The organism is Pseudomonas sp. RW407, from assembly GCF_003176655.1.
GTDB classification, from domain to species: domain Bacteria; phylum Pseudomonadota; class Gammaproteobacteria; order Pseudomonadales; family Pseudomonadaceae; genus Pseudomonas; species Pseudomonas delhiensis.
Genome location: NZ_QGSL01000091.1, coordinates 670,634 through 688,970 on the forward strand (window position 1 = coordinate 670,634; position 18,337 = coordinate 688,970).

Annotated in this window: 12 protein-coding genes; 9 read left to right on the plus strand and 3 right to left on the minus strand. The window is 68.9% G+C overall.

Features of this window, described 5'->3' with window-relative positions:
- From DK254_RS34545 to DK254_RS15425, 3 genes are all read right to left on the minus strand, one after another.
- Window positions 1-401: S8 family serine peptidase (locus DK254_RS34545; protein ID WP_256595870.1), on the minus strand; the 401-nt coding region annotated here is incomplete at its 3' end.
- Complete coding sequence (locus DK254_RS15420) at window positions 394-2,127, minus strand: ABC transporter ATP-binding protein (RefSeq protein ID WP_089391405.1); 1,734 nt, start codon at window positions 2,125-2,127, stop codon at window positions 394-396. The genes DK254_RS34545 and DK254_RS15420, both read right to left, overlap by 8 nt.
- Window positions 2,127-4,034 (minus strand): sigma-54-dependent Fis family transcriptional regulator, encoded by a 1,908-nt coding sequence (locus DK254_RS15425; RefSeq protein WP_371921150.1) that lies wholly within the window; start codon window positions 4,032-4,034, stop codon window positions 2,127-2,129. Before DK254_RS15425 ends, DK254_RS15420 begins: the two co-directional genes overlap by 1 nt.
- Window positions 4,035-4,245: 211 nt before the next feature.
- Between DK254_RS15425 and DK254_RS15430 the strand changes: the two genes are divergently transcribed.
- The 9 genes from DK254_RS15430 to DK254_RS15470 all read left to right on the plus strand — a co-directional run bounded on the left by DK254_RS15430 (window position 4,246) and on the right by DK254_RS15470 (window position 17,786).
- Window positions 4,246-4,644, plus strand: coding sequence for a MerR family DNA-binding transcriptional regulator (locus DK254_RS15430; RefSeq protein ID WP_109934451.1), 399 nt, complete (start codon window positions 4,246-4,248; stop codon window positions 4,642-4,644).
- A 41-nt stretch (window positions 4,645-4,685) separates the two neighbouring features.
- Window positions 4,686-5,849, plus strand: a complete 1,164-nt coding sequence (locus tag DK254_RS15435; protein WP_109934452.1) for an isovaleryl-CoA dehydrogenase — start codon at window positions 4,686-4,688, stop codon at window positions 5,847-5,849.
- Between the two features lie 83 nt (window positions 5,850-5,932).
- Window positions 5,933-7,540, plus strand: coding sequence for a carboxyl transferase domain-containing protein (locus DK254_RS15440; RefSeq protein WP_109934453.1), 1,608 nt, complete (start codon window positions 5,933-5,935; stop codon window positions 7,538-7,540).
- Between the two features lie 88 nt (window positions 7,541-7,628).
- On the plus strand, window positions 7,629-8,426 hold the full coding sequence (locus tag DK254_RS15445; RefSeq protein WP_109934454.1) for a gamma-carboxygeranoyl-CoA hydratase: 798 nt from the start codon (window positions 7,629-7,631) through the stop codon (window positions 8,424-8,426).
- Window positions 8,427-8,480: 54 nt separating this feature from the next.
- Window positions 8,481-10,436 carry an acetyl/propionyl/methylcrotonyl-CoA carboxylase subunit alpha gene (locus tag DK254_RS15450; RefSeq protein WP_109934455.1) on the plus strand — a complete coding sequence of 652 codons (1,956 nt, stop codon included), beginning with the start codon at window positions 8,481-8,483 and terminating at the stop codon, window positions 10,434-10,436.
- A 141-nt stretch (window positions 10,437-10,577) separates the two neighbouring features.
- Entirely contained in the window at window positions 10,578-11,480 is a 903-nt protein-coding gene (locus DK254_RS15455; protein WP_109934456.1) for a hydroxymethylglutaryl-CoA lyase, read from the plus strand.
- Between the two features lie 375 nt (window positions 11,481-11,855).
- Window positions 11,856-13,088, plus strand: a complete 1,233-nt coding sequence (gene mexE, locus DK254_RS15460; RefSeq protein WP_109934457.1) for a multidrug efflux RND transporter periplasmic adaptor subunit MexE — start codon at window positions 11,856-11,858, stop codon at window positions 13,086-13,088.
- Between the two features lie 118 nt (window positions 13,089-13,206).
- Window positions 13,207-16,392 (plus strand): efflux RND transporter permease subunit, encoded by a 3,186-nt coding sequence (locus tag DK254_RS15465; RefSeq protein WP_109934458.1) that lies wholly within the window; start codon window positions 13,207-13,209, stop codon window positions 16,390-16,392.
- Window positions 16,389-17,786, plus strand: a complete 1,398-nt coding sequence (locus DK254_RS15470; protein WP_109934459.1) for an efflux transporter outer membrane subunit — start codon at window positions 16,389-16,391, stop codon at window positions 17,784-17,786. The genes DK254_RS15465 and DK254_RS15470 overlap by 4 nt, the downstream gene beginning before the upstream one ends.
- Window positions 17,787-18,337: the final 551 nt, after the last annotated feature.

Genomic DNA, 18,337 nt, shown 5'->3' on the forward strand with positions numbered 1-18,337 from the left:
AACACCGGCTCGCCCCGCGCCGGGCTGGATGCGCAGACCAGCACCCCGGCCGCCACCAGCTCGGCCACCGCCTCACGCAGCAGAGGCCGGTCCTGGCGCACCCCCAGGCTCAGGTTGACCACGCGCACGCCCTGCCCGCCCAGCCACTGCAGCGCGGCGGCGATCTGCAACGGGCTGGTCACGCCGCGCCCGTCGAACACCTGGGCCACGCTGAAGCGCGCTTGCGGCGCGCGGAAAAGAATCGCCTGGATCACGGCCGAGCCATGGCCCAGGGCATCCGTCGCCAATGGCAGTCGGTCCAGTCCATCATCGGCCAGACAGAAACGCTGGCCGGCCAGCACGGCGCCGGCCTGTATCTCGGCATGGCCGCTATCGACCACGCCCACCCGGACCTCAGCCACCCTGCCCTCCCACGGCCACCAGCGGCACCTCGCGCACGCTCAGCCGGCCGTCCTGCAGCTCCAGGCGCAGGTCGGCCTCGGCCAGGGTCGAGGGACGGTGGCTGACGAGGATGCGGGTGCGCCCGGCGAACAGCCGGTCGATGGCGGCTATCACTTCGCGCTCGGTGCTTTCGTCCACCTGCGAGGTGGCTTCGTCGAGGATCAGCACCAGCGGGTCCTGCAGCAAGGCGCGGGCGATGGCGATGCGCTGCTTCTGCCCGCCGGAAAGCTGCTGGCCGCGCTCGCCCAGGGGGCTGTCGAGGCCCTCGGGCAGGCTGGCGACCAGGCCGTCCAGCTGGGCCAGGGTCGCCACCCTTTCGATCTCTTCGCGGCTGACGTGGGGCGCGCTGTACGACAGGTTGTCGGCCAGGCTGCCGCGGAACAGCACCAGCTCCTGGCTGACCACGGCGATGCGCCGGCGCAGCTCGAACAGGTCCAGCTCGCGCAGGTCCACGCCGTCGAGCAGGATGCGCCCCTGGTCCGGGTCGTAGAAGCGTTGCAGCAGGTCGGTCAGGGTCGACTTGCCGACGCCCGACGGCCCGCTCAGGGCCACCTTGCGTCCGGCCGGGATGCAGGCGTCCACGCCCTCCAGCAGCGGCTGGCTGCGGCCGGCGTGGTTGAAGCTCACGCCCTCCAGGCGCAGCTCGCCGACGCTCGGCATCGGCCTGGGCTGCGCCGGCGACGCCACGCCCGGCGCCTCGCCGCGCAGCTCCATCACCCGGCCCAGGCTGACGGTCATGCGCTGCAGCGCCACGTACAGGCCGAGCAGGCTCTGCACCGGGCCGATGGCCATGCCCAGGTAAGTGGAGAAGGCGATCAGCGAGCCCAGCTGCCAGGTGCCCTGCACCACCCAGTAGCCGCCAACCAGGAAGGCGCAGGCGCGCGACAGCGACATCAGCGTCCCCGGCAGCGCCTGGGTGAAGAACTCGGTGACCTGCAGGCGCAGCAGCTGGCCCAGGTAGCCCTGCCCGAGGCCCTCCAGGCGCCGCGCCTCGCGGCCCTGCTGGCCGGCGGACTGGATGAACTTCATCGCCGGCAGGGTCTCGACGAAGAACGACGACAGGTCCGCCGAGCGCTCGCGCAGCTGGCGCGCCTCGCGCTCCACCTTCTTGCGCATCCAGCGCAGCCAGAGCACGTCCAGCGGGATCAGCACGGCCACCAGCAGCGACAGCTTCCAGCTCAGCGTCAGCAGCAGCGCCAGCGAGCCGACCAGGCCGATCACCGCGGACACCGCGGAGAACAGCGAGTCCACGGCGAAGCGCTGGATCTCGGCGACGTCGCCGTCCAGCCGCGACATCAGGTCGCCGATGCGGCGGCGCGCGAAGAAGGTCGGCGAGAGGCTCTGCAGGTGGCGGTACAGCGCGTCGCGCAGGGCGAACAGGATGCGCCCGGACAGGCGCGTGTGCAGGTAGCGGTTGAGCCCCGAGAGGACCGTGCCCACCAGCCCGATCACGATCATCGCCCCGGCCAGCAGCGCCAGCATGGGGAAGTCGCGGGCCAGCAGGCCGTCGTCGATCAGCAGCTTGGTCAGCCAGGGTTGCGCCAGCGCCAGCAGCGAGGCGCACAGGGCCAGGCCGAGCAGGCCGAGGATGGCCAGGCGCTGCGGGCGGACGAAGCCGTACAGCCAGTGCAGCGCGTCCTTGAGGGCCTTGGGGTCGTCGCTGTCGATCAGGCGGGTGAAGAACATCAGCCGCCCTTCAGTTGCTTGAGCTTGCGGTACAGGGTGGCGCGGCTGATACCCAGCGCGTCGGCCGCCGCCGAGACGTTGCCCTGGTGGCGGTCCAGGGCCTGGCGGATCAGCTCCATCTCGGTCTCGCGGATGCGCCCGCAGGGCTGCCGCTCGCCGGTGGCGAGCTCTTCCAGGGTACTGTCGGGCAGGTGCTCCAGGCCCAGCGTGGCCTCGCCTTCCCCGCGCATGGCCAGGGCGGTGCGCAGGACCATCTCCAGCTGGCGGATGTTGCCCGGCCAGTGATAATCGGCCAGCAGCGCGAAGAGTTCGTCGTCCAGGCGCACCCCGGGCGCGCCCAGCTTGGCCAGCAGGCCCTGGGCCAGCTCGCCGAGGTCGTCGCGCTCGCGCAATGCCGGCAGGCGCACGCTGATGCCGTTGACGCGGTAGTAGAGGTCCTCGCGGAACTGCTTCTCTTCCACCTGGCGCTTGAGGTCGCGGTGGGTGGCGCAGATCAGCGCCACGTCGATGTCCTGCTCCTCGCCCGCGCCCAGCGGCGCCACCTTGCGCTCCTGCAGCACGCGCAGCAGCCGCGCCTGCAGGGCCAGGGGCATGTCGCCGATCTCGTCGAGGAACAGGGTGCCGCCGTGGGCCTGCTGCAGCCGGCCGACCATGCCGCCGCGGCGCGAGCCGGTGAAGGCGCCCTCGCGGTAGCCGAACAGTTCGGATTCGATCAGGCCTTCGGGGATGGCCGCGCAGTTCACCGCGATGAACGGCTTGCCGGCCCGCGCACTGCCCTGGTGCAGGGCGCGCGCCACCACCTCCTTGCCGCTGCCGGTCTCGCCCAGCAGCAGCACCGGCAACTCGTTCAGCAGGCCCTGGCGGGCCATGCGCAGGGCGCGGGCGTAGCGCGGGTTGCCGCCGGCCAGGGCCTCCAGGTCCGGCGAGGCCGGGGCCGGGCGCTGCGGCTGGCGCGCCGGCACCGACACCGCGGTGCTGCGCAGCGGCGCCTGCAGCACCTTGTAGAAGAACTCGCCCTTGGCCGTCTGCAGGCTGCCCAGGGCGCCGGGCTGCAGGCGCGCCAGCAGCTGTTCGCCGCGGGCGCCCAGCAGGTCCTCGCAGCGGCGCCCTATCAGAACCTCGCGGGCGGCGCCGAGCAGTTGGCAGGCCGGCGTGCTGAGGGCCAGGATGCGGCCCTCCAGGCTCAGCGCCAGCAGGCCCTGCCAGGGCGAATCCAGGTACTGGCGGCGGCTGTGGAAGGACAGCACCACCTGCCCCGGGAAGCTGGCGGCGAACAGCCGTTCCTCGATCTGCACCGCGGCGCGGTTGAGCAGGCTGAGGCTTTCCACCGGGCCGGCCAGGGGACCTTCGCGGGTCAGGTCGAGCACCCCGAGCAGCGTGCCCTGCGGGCAGCTGATGGGCACCGAGGTGCAGGAGAAGCGGCTGAGGCGCTCCAGGTAGTGCTCGCCGCAGTCGATCTGGGTGGCTCGGCCTTCCACCAGGGCGGTGCCCAGGGCGTTGGTGCCGCGCGCGGCCTCGCTCCAGCAGGCGCCCAGGGTGATGTCTTCCAGGCCGATGCGGCGCAGGCGCTCGTGGGCGCCGGCCACCGAGACGATGGTGGCGTCGGCGTTGGCCAGGATCACCAGGGCGTCGTGGCCCTGGCGCTGGCGCAGGAAATCCAGCTCGGGGGTGGCGGCGTCGAGCAGCAGGCGGTTGTTCTCCAGCAGCAGCTCGATGCCGGCGCGATTGTCCAGCTCCTGGTCGTTGGCGCCGCCGCAGTCCAGACCGTGGCCCAGGCTGCGCCGCCAGGAGGCGTCGATTTCCTCGCGCAGCACGCCGGCGGGTAGCTCGCCCTCGCGCTGCAGGCGTTCACGGGCCCGGTGGGCCTCGCGCAGCAGGTCGCTGCCTATTGTTCTTGTCATGTCGATCTCGGCTCCGCTTGTCCGCGCAGTGCATGGCCGCGCGGGACGCTCAGGCTGGTCAGGGACTGTCTACACCCGTCCTCCCCTTGAGTAAAGAGGACGCTCGGTTGCCCGGCAACGCACGCAATTAGCGGGCCAGCCGGCTTGAGGCGAAGTGATTGACAGCCCCTCGGCGCAGGTTTACGTTAACGTAAAGGTAAACGAACGAGCAAGCCCGATGCCGACCACCTATAGCATTTCCGACCTGGCCCGCGAACTGGACGTGACCACCCGCGCCATCCGCTTCTACGAGGAGCAGGGCATGCTCAGCCCGGAGCGCCGCGGCCAGGAGCGCATCTACAGCCCCAAGGACCTGGTGGCGCTGAAGCTGATCCTGCGCGGCAAGCGCATCGGCTTCTCGCTGGCCGAGTGCAAGGAACTGATCGACCTCTACGACCCCAGCGGCGGCAACCGCAAGCAGCTGGAGACCTTCATGCAGAAGATCGCCGCCCGCCGCGCGCAGCTGGAGCAGCAGTTGCTCGACATCGAGCAGATGAAGCTGGAACTGGACACGGCCGAGGAACGCTGCCTGGCGGCCCTGGCCGAGACCGAGAAGAAACAGCGCGCCAACGCCTGACGCGCCCTACCCCGCATTCCAAGTACAACAAAGGTGCAACCATGAGCTACCCGTCCCTCAACTTCGGCCTCGGCGAAACCATCGACATGCTCCGCGAGCAGGTGCAGGGCTTCGTCGCCAGCGAACTGGCCCCGCGCGCCGCGCAGATCGACGCCGACAACCTGTTCCCCGTGGACATGTGGAAGAAGTTCGGCGACATGGGCCTGCTCGGCATCACCGTCGCCGAGGAGTACGGCGGTGCCAACATGGGCTACCTGGCCCACGTCATCGCCATCGAGGAGATCAGCCGTGGTTCGGCTTCCGTCGGCCTGTCCTACGGCGCGCATTCCAACCTGTGCGTCAACCAGATCAAGCGCAACGGCAACGCCGAGCAGAAGGCCAAGTACCTGCCCAAGCTGATCAGCGGCGAGCACATAGGCGCGCTGGCCATGAGCGAGCCCAACGCCGGTTCCGACGTGGTCTCCATGAAGCTGCGCGCCGAGAAGCGCGGCGACCGTTTCGTGCTCAACGGCAGCAAGACCTGGATCACCAACGGCCCGGACGCCAACACCTACGTGATCTACGCCAAGACCGAGCCGGAAAAGGGCGCCCACGGCATCACCGCGTTCATCGTCGAGCGTGACTGGAAGGGCTTCAGCCGCGGCAACAAGTTCGACAAGCTGGGCATGCGCGGCTCCAACACCTGCGAGCTGTTCTTCGACGACGTGGAAGTGCCGGAAGAGAACGTGCTGGGCGCGGTCAACGGCGGCGTGAAGGTGCTGATGAGCGGCCTGGACTACGAGCGCGTGGTGCTCGCCGGCGGCCCGATCGGCATCATGCAGGCGTGCATGGACGTGGTCGTGCCCTACATCCACGACCGCAAGCAGTTCGGCCAGAGCATCGGCGAGTTCCAGCTGATCCAGGGCAAGGTCGCCGACATGTACACCCAGCTCAACGCCAGCCGCGCCTACCTGTACGCGGTGGCCCAGGCCTGCGACCGCGGCGAGACCACCCGCAAGGACGCCGCCGGGGTGATCCTCTACACCGCCGAGCGCGCGACGCAAATGGCCCTGGACGCCATCCAGATCCTCGGCGGCAACGGCTACATCAACGAGTTCCCCACCGGCCGCCTGCTGCGTGACGCCAAGCTCTACGAGATCGGTGCCGGCACCAGCGAGATCCGCCGCATGCTGATCGGCCGTGAGCTGTTCAACGAAACGAAATAACAACGGCTACAGGCGGCAGGCTACAGGCTTCAGGCCGGCCTGCCGCTTGCAGCCTGAAGCCTGTAGCCCGGACGGAGTCCGTGATGACCATCCTTAGCACCCAGATCAATACGCGCTCCCCCGAATACGCCGCCAACGCCGCGACCATGCTGGAGAGCGTCCAGGACCTGCGCGCCCTGCTCGGCCGCGTCCACGAAGGCGGCGGCGCCGCCGCGCAGGCCAAGCACAGCGCACGCGGCAAGCTGCTGGTGCGCGAGCGCATCAACCGCCTGCTCGATGCCGGCTCGCCGTTCCTCGAGGTTTCCGCCCTCGCCGCCCACGAGGTTTACGGCGAGGACGTGGCCGCCGCCGGCGTGGTCGCCGGCATCGGCCGCGTGGAAGGCGTGGAATGCATGATCGTCGGCAACGACGCCACGGTTAAAGGCGGCAGCTACTACCCGCTGACCGTGAAGAAGCACCTGCGCGCCCAGGCCATCGCCCAGCAGAACCGCCTGCCGTGCATCTACCTGGTGGACTCCGGCGGCGCCAACCTGCCGCGCCAGGACGAGGTGTTCCCGGACCGCGAGCACTTCGGGCGGATCTTCTTCAACCAGGCCAACATGAGCGCCCAGGGCATCCCGCAGATCGCCGTGGTCATGGGCTCGTGCACCGCCGGCGGCGCCTACGTGCCGGCCATGAGCGACGAGACCATCATGGTCCGCGAGCAGGCCACCATCTTCCTCGCCGGCCCGCCGCTGGTGAAGGCCGCCACCGGCGAGGTGGTCAGCGCCGAGGACCTCGGCGGCGCCGACGTGCACTGCAAGACTTCCGGCGTGGCCGACCACTACGCCGAGGACGACGAGCATGCCCTGGCCATCGCCCGCCGCTGCGTCGCCAACCTCAACTGGAGCAAGCGGGGCAAGCTCAACACCCTGCCCCCGCGCGCGCCGCTGTACCCCGCCGAGGAGCTGTACGGGGTGATCCCGGTGGACAGCAAGCAGCCGTTCGACGTGCGCGAGATCATCGCCCGTCTGGTCGACGGCAGCGAGTTCGACGAGTTCAAGGCGCTGTTCGGCACCACCCTGGTGTGCGGCTTCGCCCACCTGCACGGTTACCCCATCGCCATCCTCGCCAACAACGGCATCCTCTTCGCCGAGGCCGCGCAGAAAGGCGCGCACTTCATCGAACTGGCCTGCCAGCGCGGCATCCCGCTGCTGTTCCTGCAGAACATCACCGGCTTCATGGTCGGCCAGAAGTACGAGGCCGGCGGCATCGCCAAGCACGGCGCCAAGCTGGTGACGGCAGTAGCCTGCGCCCAGGTGCCGAAGTTCACCGTGATCATCGGCGGCAGCTTCGGCGCCGGCAACTACGGCATGTGCGGCCGCGCCTACGACCCGCGCTTCCTGTGGATGTGGCCCAACGCGCGGATCGGCGTGATGGGCGGCGAGCAGGCCGCCGGCGTGCTGGCCCAGGTCAAGCGCGAACAGGCCGAACGCGCCGGCAACGCGCTGAGTGCCGAGGACGAGGCAAAGATCAAGGCGCCTATCCTCGAGCAGTACGAGCGCCAGGGCCACCCCTACTACTCCAGCGCGCGGCTGTGGGACGACGGCGTGATCGACCCGGCGCAGACCCGCGAGGTCCTCGCCCTGGCTCTCTCCGCCTCGCTCAACGCGCCCATCGAGCCGACCAGATTCGGCGTATTCAGGATGTAAGCGGCGGCAGGCTACAGGCTGCAGGCCGCAGGCGAGAGCGCTCTTGCCTGCAGCCTGTAGCCTGCGGCCTGCAGCCCAAGAGGCCCTTATGACTACTTTTGAAAACATCCAGCTCGACATCGACGACCGTGGCGTGGCCAGCCTCTGGCTGAACCGTCCGGACAAGAACAACGCCTTCAACGCCCAGACCATCGCCGAGCTGATCCAGGCGCTGGACCAGGTGGCCGACGACGCGCGCGTACGCCTGCTGGTGCTGCGCGGGCGCGGCAAGCACTTCTGCGGCGGCGCCGATCTGGCCTGGATGCAGGAGGCGGTGAAGCTCGACTACCAGGGCAACCTGGCCGACGCCCAGCAACTGGCCGAGCTGCTGAACAACCTGCACCTGCTGAAGAAGCCGACCCTGGCCGTGGTCCAGGGCGCGGCCTTCGGCGGCGGCGTGGGCCTGGTGGCCTGCTGCGACATGGCCCTGGGCAGCGAGCAGGCGCAGTTCTGCCTGTCCGAGGTGCGTATCGGGCTGATCCCGGCGACCATCGGGCCCTTCGTGACCAAGGCCATCGGCCAGCGCGCGGCCACCCGCTACGCGCTCACCGCCGAGCGCTTCGACGGCAAGCGCGCCCGCGAGCTGGGCCTGCTGGACGAGTGCTATGGCGCCGAGGAGCTGGACGAGAAGGTCGAGGCCTGGATCGCCAACCTGCTGAACAACAGCCCGGCCGCGCTGGTGGCCTGCAAGGCGCTGTTCCAGGAAATCGGCAGCGGCGAGCTGAGCCCCACCCTGCGCCGCTACACCGAGGCCGCCATCGCCCGCATCCGCATCAGCCCCGAGGGCCAGGAAGGCCTGCACGCCTTCCTCGAGAAGCGCAAGCCGGCCTGGCAGAAGAGCAGCTAGAAGCTTTAGGCCGCAAGCCCCAAGCGGCTTACCGCCCTCCAACGGAGCAGAACAATGATTACAACGCTACTGATTGCCAACCGCGGCGAGATCGCCTGCCGGGTGATGCGCACCGCCAAGGCCCTGGGCCTGACCACCGTGGCCGTGCACAGCGCCACAGACCGCCATGCCCGCCACGTCGAGGAGGCGGACATCGCCATCGACCTGGGCGGCGCCAAGCCGGCCGAATCCTACCTGCGCGCCGACGCCGTGCTGGCCGCGGCCAAGGCCGCCGGGGCCCAGGCCATCCACCCCGGCTACGGCTTCCTCTCGGAGAACGCCGGCTTCGCCCGTGCCTGCGAAGAGGCCGGGCTGGTGTTCCTCGGCCCGCCGGCCAGCGCCATCGACGCCATGGGCAGCAAGTCCGCGGCCAAGGCGCTGATGGAAGACGCCGGCGTGCCGCTGGTGCCCGGCTACCACGGCGAAGCCCAGGACTACGCCACCTTCCAGCGCGAGGCCGCGCGCATCGGCTACCCGGTGCTGCTCAAGGCCGCCGCCGGCGGTGGCGGCAAGGGCATGAAGGTGGTGGAGCGCGAAAGCGAGCTGGCCGAGGCCCTGGAATCCGCCCAGCGCGAAGCCCAGTCCGGCTTCGGCGACGCTCGCATGCTGGTGGAGAAGTACCTGACCAAGCCGCGCCACGTGGAAATCCAGGTGTTCGCCGATAAGCACGGCAACTGCCTGTACCTCAACGAGCGCGACTGCTCGATCCAGCGCCGCCACCAGAAGGTGGTCGAGGAAGCCCCCGCCCCCGGCCTTTCCGCCGAGCTGCGCCGCGGCATGGGCGAAGCCGCCGTGCGCGCCGCCCAGGCCATCGGCTACGTCGGCGCCGGCACCGTGGAGTTCCTCTACGACGAAGGCAGCGGCCAGTTCTTCTTCATGGAAATGAACACCCGCCTGCAGGTGGAGCACCCGGTCACCGAAGCCATCACCGGCCTCGACCTGGTGGCCTGGCAGATCCGCGTGGCCCGTGGCGAAACGCTGCCGATCACCCAGGAGCAAGTGCCGCTGAACGGCCACGCCATCGAAGTGCGGCTCTACGCCGAGGACCCGGAGGGTGGCTTCCTGCCCGCCAGCGGCCACCTGGCGCTGTACCGCGAACCGCCGGCCGGCCCCGGCCGCCGGGTGGACAGCGGCATCCGCGAGGGCGACGACATCTCGCCGTTCTACGACCCCATGCTGGCCAAGCTGATCGCCTGGGGCGAGAACCGCGAGGAAGCCCGCCAGCGCCTGCTGGCGATGCTCGCCGAAACCGCCGTGGGCGGCTTCAAGACCAACCTGGCGTTCCTCCGCCGCGTGCTGGCCCACCCGGCCTTCGCCGCCGCCGAGCTGGACACCGGCTTCATCGGCCGCCACCAGGAGCAACTGCTGCCGGCCGCGAGCGAGCTACCGCCGCCGTTCTGGCAACTGGCCGCCGAGGCCTGGGCGCAGAGCGAAGCCGAGCGCGTGCGCGGCGACGACGCCCACTCGCCGTGGAGCGCCCGCGACGGCTGGCGCAGCGGCCTGCCGGGGGAAACCGACCTGCACCTGCTGGCCAAGGGCGAAGCCCAGGTGGTGCGCCTGCGCCACGCCAATGGCGTGCGCGGCGCAACGCTGAAGGGCGAATGGCTGGAAGTGGACATCGAAGGCGTGCGCCGCCGCCACCTGGCCCTGCGCCAGGGCGACAGCCTGTACCTGGAATGGCAGGGCAAACTGGTGCCGGTGCGCCGCTACGACGCCATCGCCGAGGCCGAGGCGGCCCACGCCCACCACGGCGGCCTGGGCGCGCCGATGAACGGCAGCATCGTGCGCATCCTGGTCGAACCCGGGCAAACGGTGGAAGCCGGCGCCGCCCTGGTGGTGCTGGAAGCGATGAAGATGGAACACAGCATTCGCGCGCCGCACGCCGGCGTGGTGAAATCGCTGTATTGCAGCGAAGGCGAACTGGTGGCCGAGGGTACGGCGCTGGTGGAGTTGGAAGAAACCCCGGCATAAAGCCCCCGCCCGGCTCTTCGTAGGAGCGAGCTTGCTCGCGAACGCATTGCACCATGAACGTCCGGTGCGAAGCGGGTTCGCGAGCAAGCTCGCTCCTACAAGAGCAACTGCCCTTCGCCTGAACCTCAAGAGGACAACCCCATGCCCCTGCCCCAACACGTCCGCCTGGTCGAAGTCGGCCCGCGCGACGGCCTGCAGAACGAGAAACAGCCGATCAGCGTCGCCGACAAGGTGCGCCTGGTGGACGACCTGAGCACCGCCGGCCTGGCCTACGTCGAGGTCGGCAGCTTCGTCTCGCCCAAATGGGTGCCGCAGATGGCCGGCTCCGCCGAGGTGTTCGCCGGCATCCAGCAGAAGCCCGGAGTGACCTACGCCGCCCTGGCGCCCAACCTCAAGGGCTTCGAGGCCGCGCTGGAGGCCGGGGTGAAGGAAGTCGCGGTGTTCGCCGCCGCTTCCGAGGCCTTCTCGCAGAAGAACATCAACTGCTCGATCAAGGAGAGCCTGGAGCGCTTCGTGCCGGTGATGGACGCCGCCCGCGAGCACGGCATCCGCGTGCGCGGCTATGTGTCCTGCGTACTCGGCTGCCCGTACCAGGGCGAGGTGGATGTGCAGCAGGTGGCCGCCGTGGCCGCCGAGCTGGATGCCATGGGCTGCTATGAGGTCTCCCTGGGCGACACCATCGGCGTCGGCACCGCCGGCGCCACCCGCGCCATGTTCGAAGTAGTCGGCGCCCGCGTGCCCCGCGAGCGCCTGGCCGGGCACTTCCACGACACCTACGGCCAGGCCCTGGCGAACATCTACGCAAGCCTGCTGGAAGGCATCGCGGTGTTCGACAGCTCGGTCGCAGGCCTGGGCGGCTGCCCCTACGCCAAGGGCGCCACCGGCAATGTCGCCACCGAGGACGTGCTCTACCTGCTTAACGGCCTGGGCATCCACACCGGCATCGACCTCGACGCCCTGATCGCCGCCGGCCAGCGCATCTGCCAGGTGCTCGGCAAGGAAAACGGTTCGCGCGTGGCCCGCGCCCGCCTGGCCAAGGCCTGACCCCGCGCCACTATTGCTCTTCGTAGGATGGGTTGAGCGATACCCATGCGGTCGTGGCGATGGGTATCGCTTCGCTCAACCCATCCTACGGCGGCTCCCCTACGGCCTGAAACCCGACCCGTTCTTCGTAGGAGCGAGCTTGCTCGCGAACCCGCTTGGCACCTTGCCTACCAGGGGAAGAGCGTTCGCGAGCAAGCTCGCTCCTACAGGGTTTCGGCGCAGCCGGTAGCAGAAAATCCCCCATCGATTGATACGGATAATGCAACAGGGTTTATCACTGGCCGTGATAATAAGAATGCTCCCGTTCGATTAGCGACTTAGAGGCTTCGAACGCAGACTCCGCTGCATTAGATCAAAAATGCCGGAGTCTTCCCCATGGAGCGTTCACCCCACCCCTTGCGTATTCCCCTGGCACTGGCCGCCATCCTGGTGCTCAGCGCCTGCGGCAAGACCCAGGACGCCGCGCAGAACATGCCCGCGCCCAAGGTCAGCGTCGCCGAAGTCATCGAACAACCGGTCAACGAGTGGGACGAGTTCACCGGCCGCCTGGAGGCGCCGGAATCCGTCGAGCTGCGCCCGCGCGTCTCCGGCTACATCGACAAGGTGACCTTCCGCGAAGGCGCCCTGGTGAAGAAAGGCGACCTGCTGTTCCAGATCGACCCGCGGCCGTTCCTGGCCGAGGTGCACCGCCTGGAAGCCCAGCTGCAACAGGCCCGCGCCAACCAGACCCGCACCGTCAACGAAGCCGCCCGCGGCGACCGCCTGCGCGCCACCAACGCCATCTCCGCCGAGCTGGCCGACGCCCGCAGCGCCGCCGCCACCGAAGCCCGCGCCCAGGTCGCCGCGACCCAGGCCGAGCTGGACAACGCCAAGCTCAACCTGTCGTTCACCCAGATCACCGCGCCCATCGACGGCCGCGTGTCGCGCGCCGAAATCACCGCCGGCAACCTGGTCAACTCCGGCCAGACCCTGCTCACCAGCGTGGTTTCCACCGACAAGGTCTACGCCTACTTCGACGCCGACGAGCGCGTGTACCTGAAGTACGTGGCCATGGCCCGCGCCGGCGGCCCGGACGCCCGCGGCAGCACCCCGGTGTACCTGGGCCTGACCGGCGAGGACGGCTTCCCGCACCTGGGCCGCCTGGACTTCCTCGACAACCAGGTCAACCCGAAGACCGGCACCATCCGCGGCCGCGCGGTGTTCGACAACAAGGACGGCTTCTACACCCCCGGCCTCTATGCCCGCATCAAGCTGGTCGGCTCCGGCACCTACCCGGCGGCGCTGATCAAGGACGAGGCGGTCGGCACCGACCTGGGCAAGAAGTTCGTGCTGGTGCTGGGCGCCGACAAGAAGGTGGCCTACCGCAGCATCGAGCTGGGGCCGAAGCTGGAAGGCCTGCGCATCGTCCGCAGCGGCCTGGCCAAGGGCGATCGCATCGTGGTCAACGGCCTGCAGCGCGTGCGCCCCGGCGCCGAGGTGGATGCCGAGGGCGTGCCCATGGCCAGCCCGGCCACCCTCGCCGCCCTCGCCCGCTCGCGCCAGGCGGTGGAAGACAGCGAGCCGCCGAAGGTGGCCGAGCAGTCGCCGGGAAAGCCCAACCGCGGCTGACCGCAACCCGCCCCTGAGCGGGGCCAAGAAAGAGAACGCAGTACCCGGCCCTGGCCCCACCCAGGGCCGCGGGTGACCTTTGTCCAGGGTTTAGCGCGTCGCGCTCCAGGAACGAACCATGAACTTCTCGCAATTCTTCGTGCAGCGGCCGATCTTCGCCGCCGTGCTCTCGCTGATCATCCTGATCGGCGGGGCCATCTCGCTGTTCCAGCTACCGATCAGCGAATACCCCGAAGTGGTGCCGCCCACCGTGGTGGTGCGCGCCAACTTCCCCGGCGCCAACCCCAAGGTGATCGGCGAGACCGTCGCCGCGCCCCTGGAGCAGGCCATCACCGGCGTCGAGAACATGCTCTACATGTCCTCGCAGTCCACCGCCGACGGCAAGATGACCCTGACCATCACCTTCGCCCTGGGCACCGACCTGGACAACGCCCAGGTGCAGGTGCAGAACCGCGTGACGCGGACCGAGCCGAAGCTGCCCGAAGAGGTCACCCACATCGGCATCACCGTCGACAAGGCCTCGCCCGACCTGACCATGGTCGTGCACCTGACCTCGCCGGACCAGCGCTACGACATGCTCTACCTGTCCAACTACGCCATCCTCAACATCAAGGACGAGCTGGCGCGCCTGGACGGCGTGGGCGACGTGCAGCTGTTCGGCATGGGCGACTACTCGCTGCGCGTGTGGCTGGACCCGAACAAGGTGGCCTCGCGCAACCTCACCGCCAGCGACGTGGTCGCGGCCATCCGCGAGCAGAACCGCCAGGTCGCCGCCGGCGCCCTGGGCGCGCCGCCCGCTCCCAACGCCACCAGCTTCCAGCTGTCGATCAACACCCAGGGCCGCCTGGTCAGCGAGGAAGAGTTCGAGAACATCATCATCCGCAGCGGCCCGGACGGCGAGATCACCCGCCTGAAGGACATCGCCCGCATCGAGCTGGGCTCCAGCCAGTACGCCCTGCGCTCGCTGCTGGACAACCAGCCGGCGGTAGCCATCCCGATCTTCCAGCGCCCCGGCTCCAACGCCATCGCCATCTCCAACGAGGTGCGGGCGAAGATGGCCGAGCTGAAGAAGGAATTCCCCCAGGGCGTGGACTACTCCATCGTCTATGACCCGACCATCTTCGTCCGCGGCTCCATCGAGGCGGTGGTGCACACCCTGTTCGAAGCGCTGATCCTGGTGGTGCTGGTGGTGGTGCTGTTCCTGCAGACCTGGCGCGCCTCGATCATCCCGCTGGCCGCCGTGCCGGTGTCGCTGATCGGCACCTTCGCGGTGATGCACTTCTTCGGCTTCTCGCTCAACGCGCTGTCGCTGTTCGGCCTGGTGCTGGCCATCGGCATCGTGGTGGACGACGCCATCGTGGTGGTGGAGAACGTCGAACGCAACATCGGCCTGGGGCTCACGCCCATCGAGGCGACCAAGCGCGCCATGAAGGAAGTGACCGGGCCGATCATCGCCACCGCCCTGGTGCTATGCGCGGTGTTCGTGCCGACCGCGTTCATCTCCGGCCTCACCGGGCAGTTCTACCGGCAGTTCGCGCTGACCATCGCGATTTCCACGGTGATCTCCGCGTTCAACTCGCTGACCCTGTCGCCGGCGCTGGCCGCGGTGCTGCTCAAGGGCCACGACGAGCCCAAGGACCGCTTCTCGCGGATCCTCGACACGCTGCTGGGCAGCTGGCTGTTCCGCCCGTTCAACCGCTTCTTCGACCGCGCCAGCCATGGCTACGTCGGCACCGTGACCCGCGTGCTGCGCAGCAGCTCCATCGCGCTGCTCCTCTACGCCGGGCTGATCGGCCTGACCTACCTGGGCTTCTCCAGCACCCCCACCGGCTTCGTGCCGCAGCAGGACAAGCAGTACCTGGTGGCCTTCGCCCAGCTGCCCGACGCGGCCACCCTGGACCGCACCGAGGCGGTGATCAAGCGCATGTCGGAAATCGCCGGCAAGCACCCGGGCATCGAGCACACCGTGTCCTTCCCCGGCCTGTCGATCAACGGCTTCACCAACAGCCCCAACAGCGGCATCGTCTTCACCCCGCTGAAGGACTTCGACCAGCGCAAGGGCCCGGGCATGTCCGCCGGCGAGATTGCCGCCGAGCTGAACCAGGAATTCGCCGGCATCCAGGACGCCTACATCGCCATCTTCCCGCCGCCGCCGGTACAGGGCCTGGGGACCATCGGCGGCTTCCGGGTGCAGGTCGAGGACCGTGGCAGCCTGGGCTACGAGGAACTCTACAACCAGACCCAGAACGTCCTGGCCAAGGCCCGCGCGCTGCCCGAGCTGAACCCCATGTCGGTGTTCACCAGCTACCAGGTGAACGTGCCGCAGGTGGACGCCGCCATCGACCGCGAGAAGGCCAAGACCCACGGCGTGGCCATCAGCGACATCTTCGACACCCTGCAGGTGTACCTGGGCTCGCTGTACGCCAACGACTTCAACCGCTTCGGCCGCACCTACCAGGTCAACGTCCAGGCCGACCAGAACTTCCGCCTGGACCCGGAACAGATCGGCCAGCTGAAGGTGCGCAACAACCAGGGCGAAATGGTCCCGCTGGCCACCTTCATCAAGATCAGCGACACCTCCGGCCCCGACCGGGTGATGCACTACAACGGCTTCATCACCGCCGAGATCAACGGCGCCGCGGCCCCCGGCTACAGCTCCGGCCAGGCCGAGGCGGCGATGGAGAAACTGCTCAAGCAGGAACTGCCCAACGGCATGACCTACGAGTGGACCGACCTGACCTACCAGCAGATCCTCGCCGGCAACACCGCGGCCTTCGTGTTCCCGCTCTGCGTGCTCCTGGCCTTCCTGGTGCTGGCCGCGCTGTACGAAAGCTGGGGCCTGCCGCTGGCGGTGATCCTGATCGTGCCGATGACCCTGCTGTCGGCCATCGGCGGGGTGATAGTCGCCGGCGGCGACAACAACATCTTCACCCAGATCGGCCTGATCGTACTGGTGGGCCTGGCGTGCAAGAACGCCATCCTCATCGTCGAGTTCGCCAAGGACAAGCAGGAAGAAGGCATGGACCGCGTCAGCGCGGTGCTGGAAGCCTGCCGCCTGCGGCTGCGGCCGATCCTGATGACCTCCATCGCCTTCATCATGGGCGTGGTGCCGCTGGTGCTGTCCACCGGCGCCGGCGCCGAAATGCGCCACGCCATGGGCGTCGCGGTGTTCTCCGGGATGCTCGGGGTGACCTTCTTCGGCCTGCTGCTGACGCCGGTGTTCTACGTCCTCATCCGCCGCTTCATGGAAGCCCGTGAAGCGAAGAAACAAGCGCGCCTGACCCACGAGGCTCACCACGCATGAAACTGCAACTCTTCGCCCCGGCGCTGCTGGCCCTGAGCCTCAGCGCCTGCATGGTCGGCCCTGACTACAAACAGCCGGACACCGCGCCGGCCAAGCTCGACACCAGCGCCACGTCCTTCGACCGCAGCCGCTACGAAGACGCCTGGTGGAAACAGTTCGACGACCCGGTGCTGACCCAGCTGGTCGACCAGGCCCTGAAGGAAAACCGTGAGCTGCGCGTGGCCTACGACCGCGTGCTGGCCTCGCGGGCGATCCGCGACGACGTCTCCAACGACCGCTTCCCCACCGTGACCAGCCGGGTGTCTTCCGAGGTCGGCAAGGGCCAGGTGCCGGGGCAGACCGAGGACCGCGTCAACCAGGAGCGCTACGACCTGGGCCTGGACATGATCTGGGAAGTCGACCTGTTCGGCCGCGTGCGCCGCGAACTGGAATCGGCCGACGCCCAGAGCCAGGCCGCCCAGGCCGACCTGCAGCAGCTGCAGGTCAGCCTGATCGCCGAACTGGCCGACGCCTACGGGCAGTTGCGCGGCGCGCAGCTGCGCGAAGGCATCGCCCGCGACAACCTGAAGAACCAGCGCGAATCCCGTGACCTGACCATCCAGCTGCGCGACAACGGCGTGGGCAACGAACTGGACGTGCAGCGCGCCGAAGCGCGCCTGGCCGCCACCGAAGCCACCCTGCCGCAACTGCAGGCCGAGGAAGTGCGCCAGCGCAACCGCATCGCCACCCTCCTCGGCCAGCGCCCGGACCAGCTGAGCGTGGACCTGGCGCCCAAGCAGCTGCCGGCCATCGCCAAGGCCCTGCCGATCGGCGACCCGGGCGACCTGCTGCGCCGCCGCGCCGACGTCGCCGCCGCCGAACGGCGCCTGGCCTCGGCCACCGCCGATGTCGGCGTGGCCACCGCCGACCTGTTCCCGAAGATCAGCCTCGGCGGCTTCCTCGGCTACACCGCCGGGCGCGGCTCGCAGATCGGCTCGGGCGCCGCCCGCGCCTGGGGCGTGGCACCGACCATCAGCTGGGCGGCCTTCGACCTGGGCAGCGTGCGCGCCCGCCTGCGCGCCTCCAAGGCCGACGCCGACGCCGCGCTCGCCACCTACGAGCAGCAGGTGCTGCTGGCCCTGGAAGAATCCTCCAACGCCTTCAGCGACTACGGCAAGCGCCAGCAGCGCATGCTGGTGCTGGTGCGCCAGTCCGAGGCCAGCCGCAAGGCCGCCGAACTGGCCGGCGTGCAGTACCGCGAAGGCACCCTGGACTTCCTCAACCTGCTGGACGCCGAGCGCGAGCAACTGGCCGCCGAAGACGCCCAGGCGCTGGCCGAGGTCGACGTGTACCGCGGCATAGTCGCCATCTACAAGGCACTGGGGGGCGGCTGGCAGCCACAGCCCCAGGCCTGAAGGTTCCTCCCTGGCCACTCTCCGGCCACTTGGCCCCGCGGAGCACGCTGCTGACCGCGGGGCTTTTTTATGTCCGCTGCGCCATAGGCGCTTTTCGTAGGATGGGTTGAGTTTACGAAACCCATGTGGCCGTGGTGATGGGTATCGCTTCGCTCAACCCATCCTACGACGAAGCATGTCTCCTGCACCTATAGGAGCGAGCTTGCTCGCGAACGGAGTTTCCCGGTGGTGCCGGAGCATCGGGCTGACTCCGCCCCTCTCCCCAGCCCTCTCCCTGAAGGGAGAGGGAGCCGTTCGGCGTGCGCGGATAGCCTGGTTTCAGCCAGAAGCCACAGGAGTGCTCGGGGATTTCAGTGCGCAGAGGACAGTCCCCTCTCCCTTCAGGGAGAGGGTTAGGGAGAGGGCAAGACTGTCCGCCAACACCAGAAACATCATGGATATCCCCCCTTGAGCCCTGTGGTGGTTCAATTTCCTCGGACACCTCGATAGGTGGAAAATCCACTGAATAGAGGAGTCATTCATGAGCCGTAAACGCAGAACATTCGATGCCA

Coding starts and splice junctions, on each gene's coding strand:
- DK254_RS15420 (WP_089391405.1), bottom strand. CDS start 2,127: ATGTTCTTCACCCGCCTGATCGACAGCGACGACCCCAAGGCCCTCAAG.
- DK254_RS15430 (WP_109934451.1), top strand. CDS start 4,246: ATGCCGACCACCTATAGCATTTCCGACCTGGCCCGCGAACTGGACGTG.
- DK254_RS15435 (WP_109934452.1), top strand. CDS start 4,686: ATGAGCTACCCGTCCCTCAACTTCGGCCTCGGCGAAACCATCGACATG.
- DK254_RS15440 (WP_109934453.1), top strand. CDS start 5,933: ATGACCATCCTTAGCACCCAGATCAATACGCGCTCCCCCGAATACGCC.
- DK254_RS15445 (WP_109934454.1), top strand. CDS start 7,629: ATGACTACTTTTGAAAACATCCAGCTCGACATCGACGACCGTGGCGTG.
- DK254_RS15450 (WP_109934455.1), top strand. CDS start 8,481: ATGATTACAACGCTACTGATTGCCAACCGCGGCGAGATCGCCTGCCGG.
- DK254_RS15455 (WP_109934456.1), top strand. CDS start 10,578: ATGCCCCTGCCCCAACACGTCCGCCTGGTCGAAGTCGGCCCGCGCGAC.
- mexE (WP_109934457.1), top strand. CDS start 11,856: ATGGAGCGTTCACCCCACCCCTTGCGTATTCCCCTGGCACTGGCCGCC.
- DK254_RS15465 (WP_109934458.1), top strand. CDS start 13,207: ATGAACTTCTCGCAATTCTTCGTGCAGCGGCCGATCTTCGCCGCCGTG.
- DK254_RS15470 (WP_109934459.1), top strand. CDS start 16,389: ATGAAACTGCAACTCTTCGCCCCGGCGCTGCTGGCCCTGAGCCTCAGC.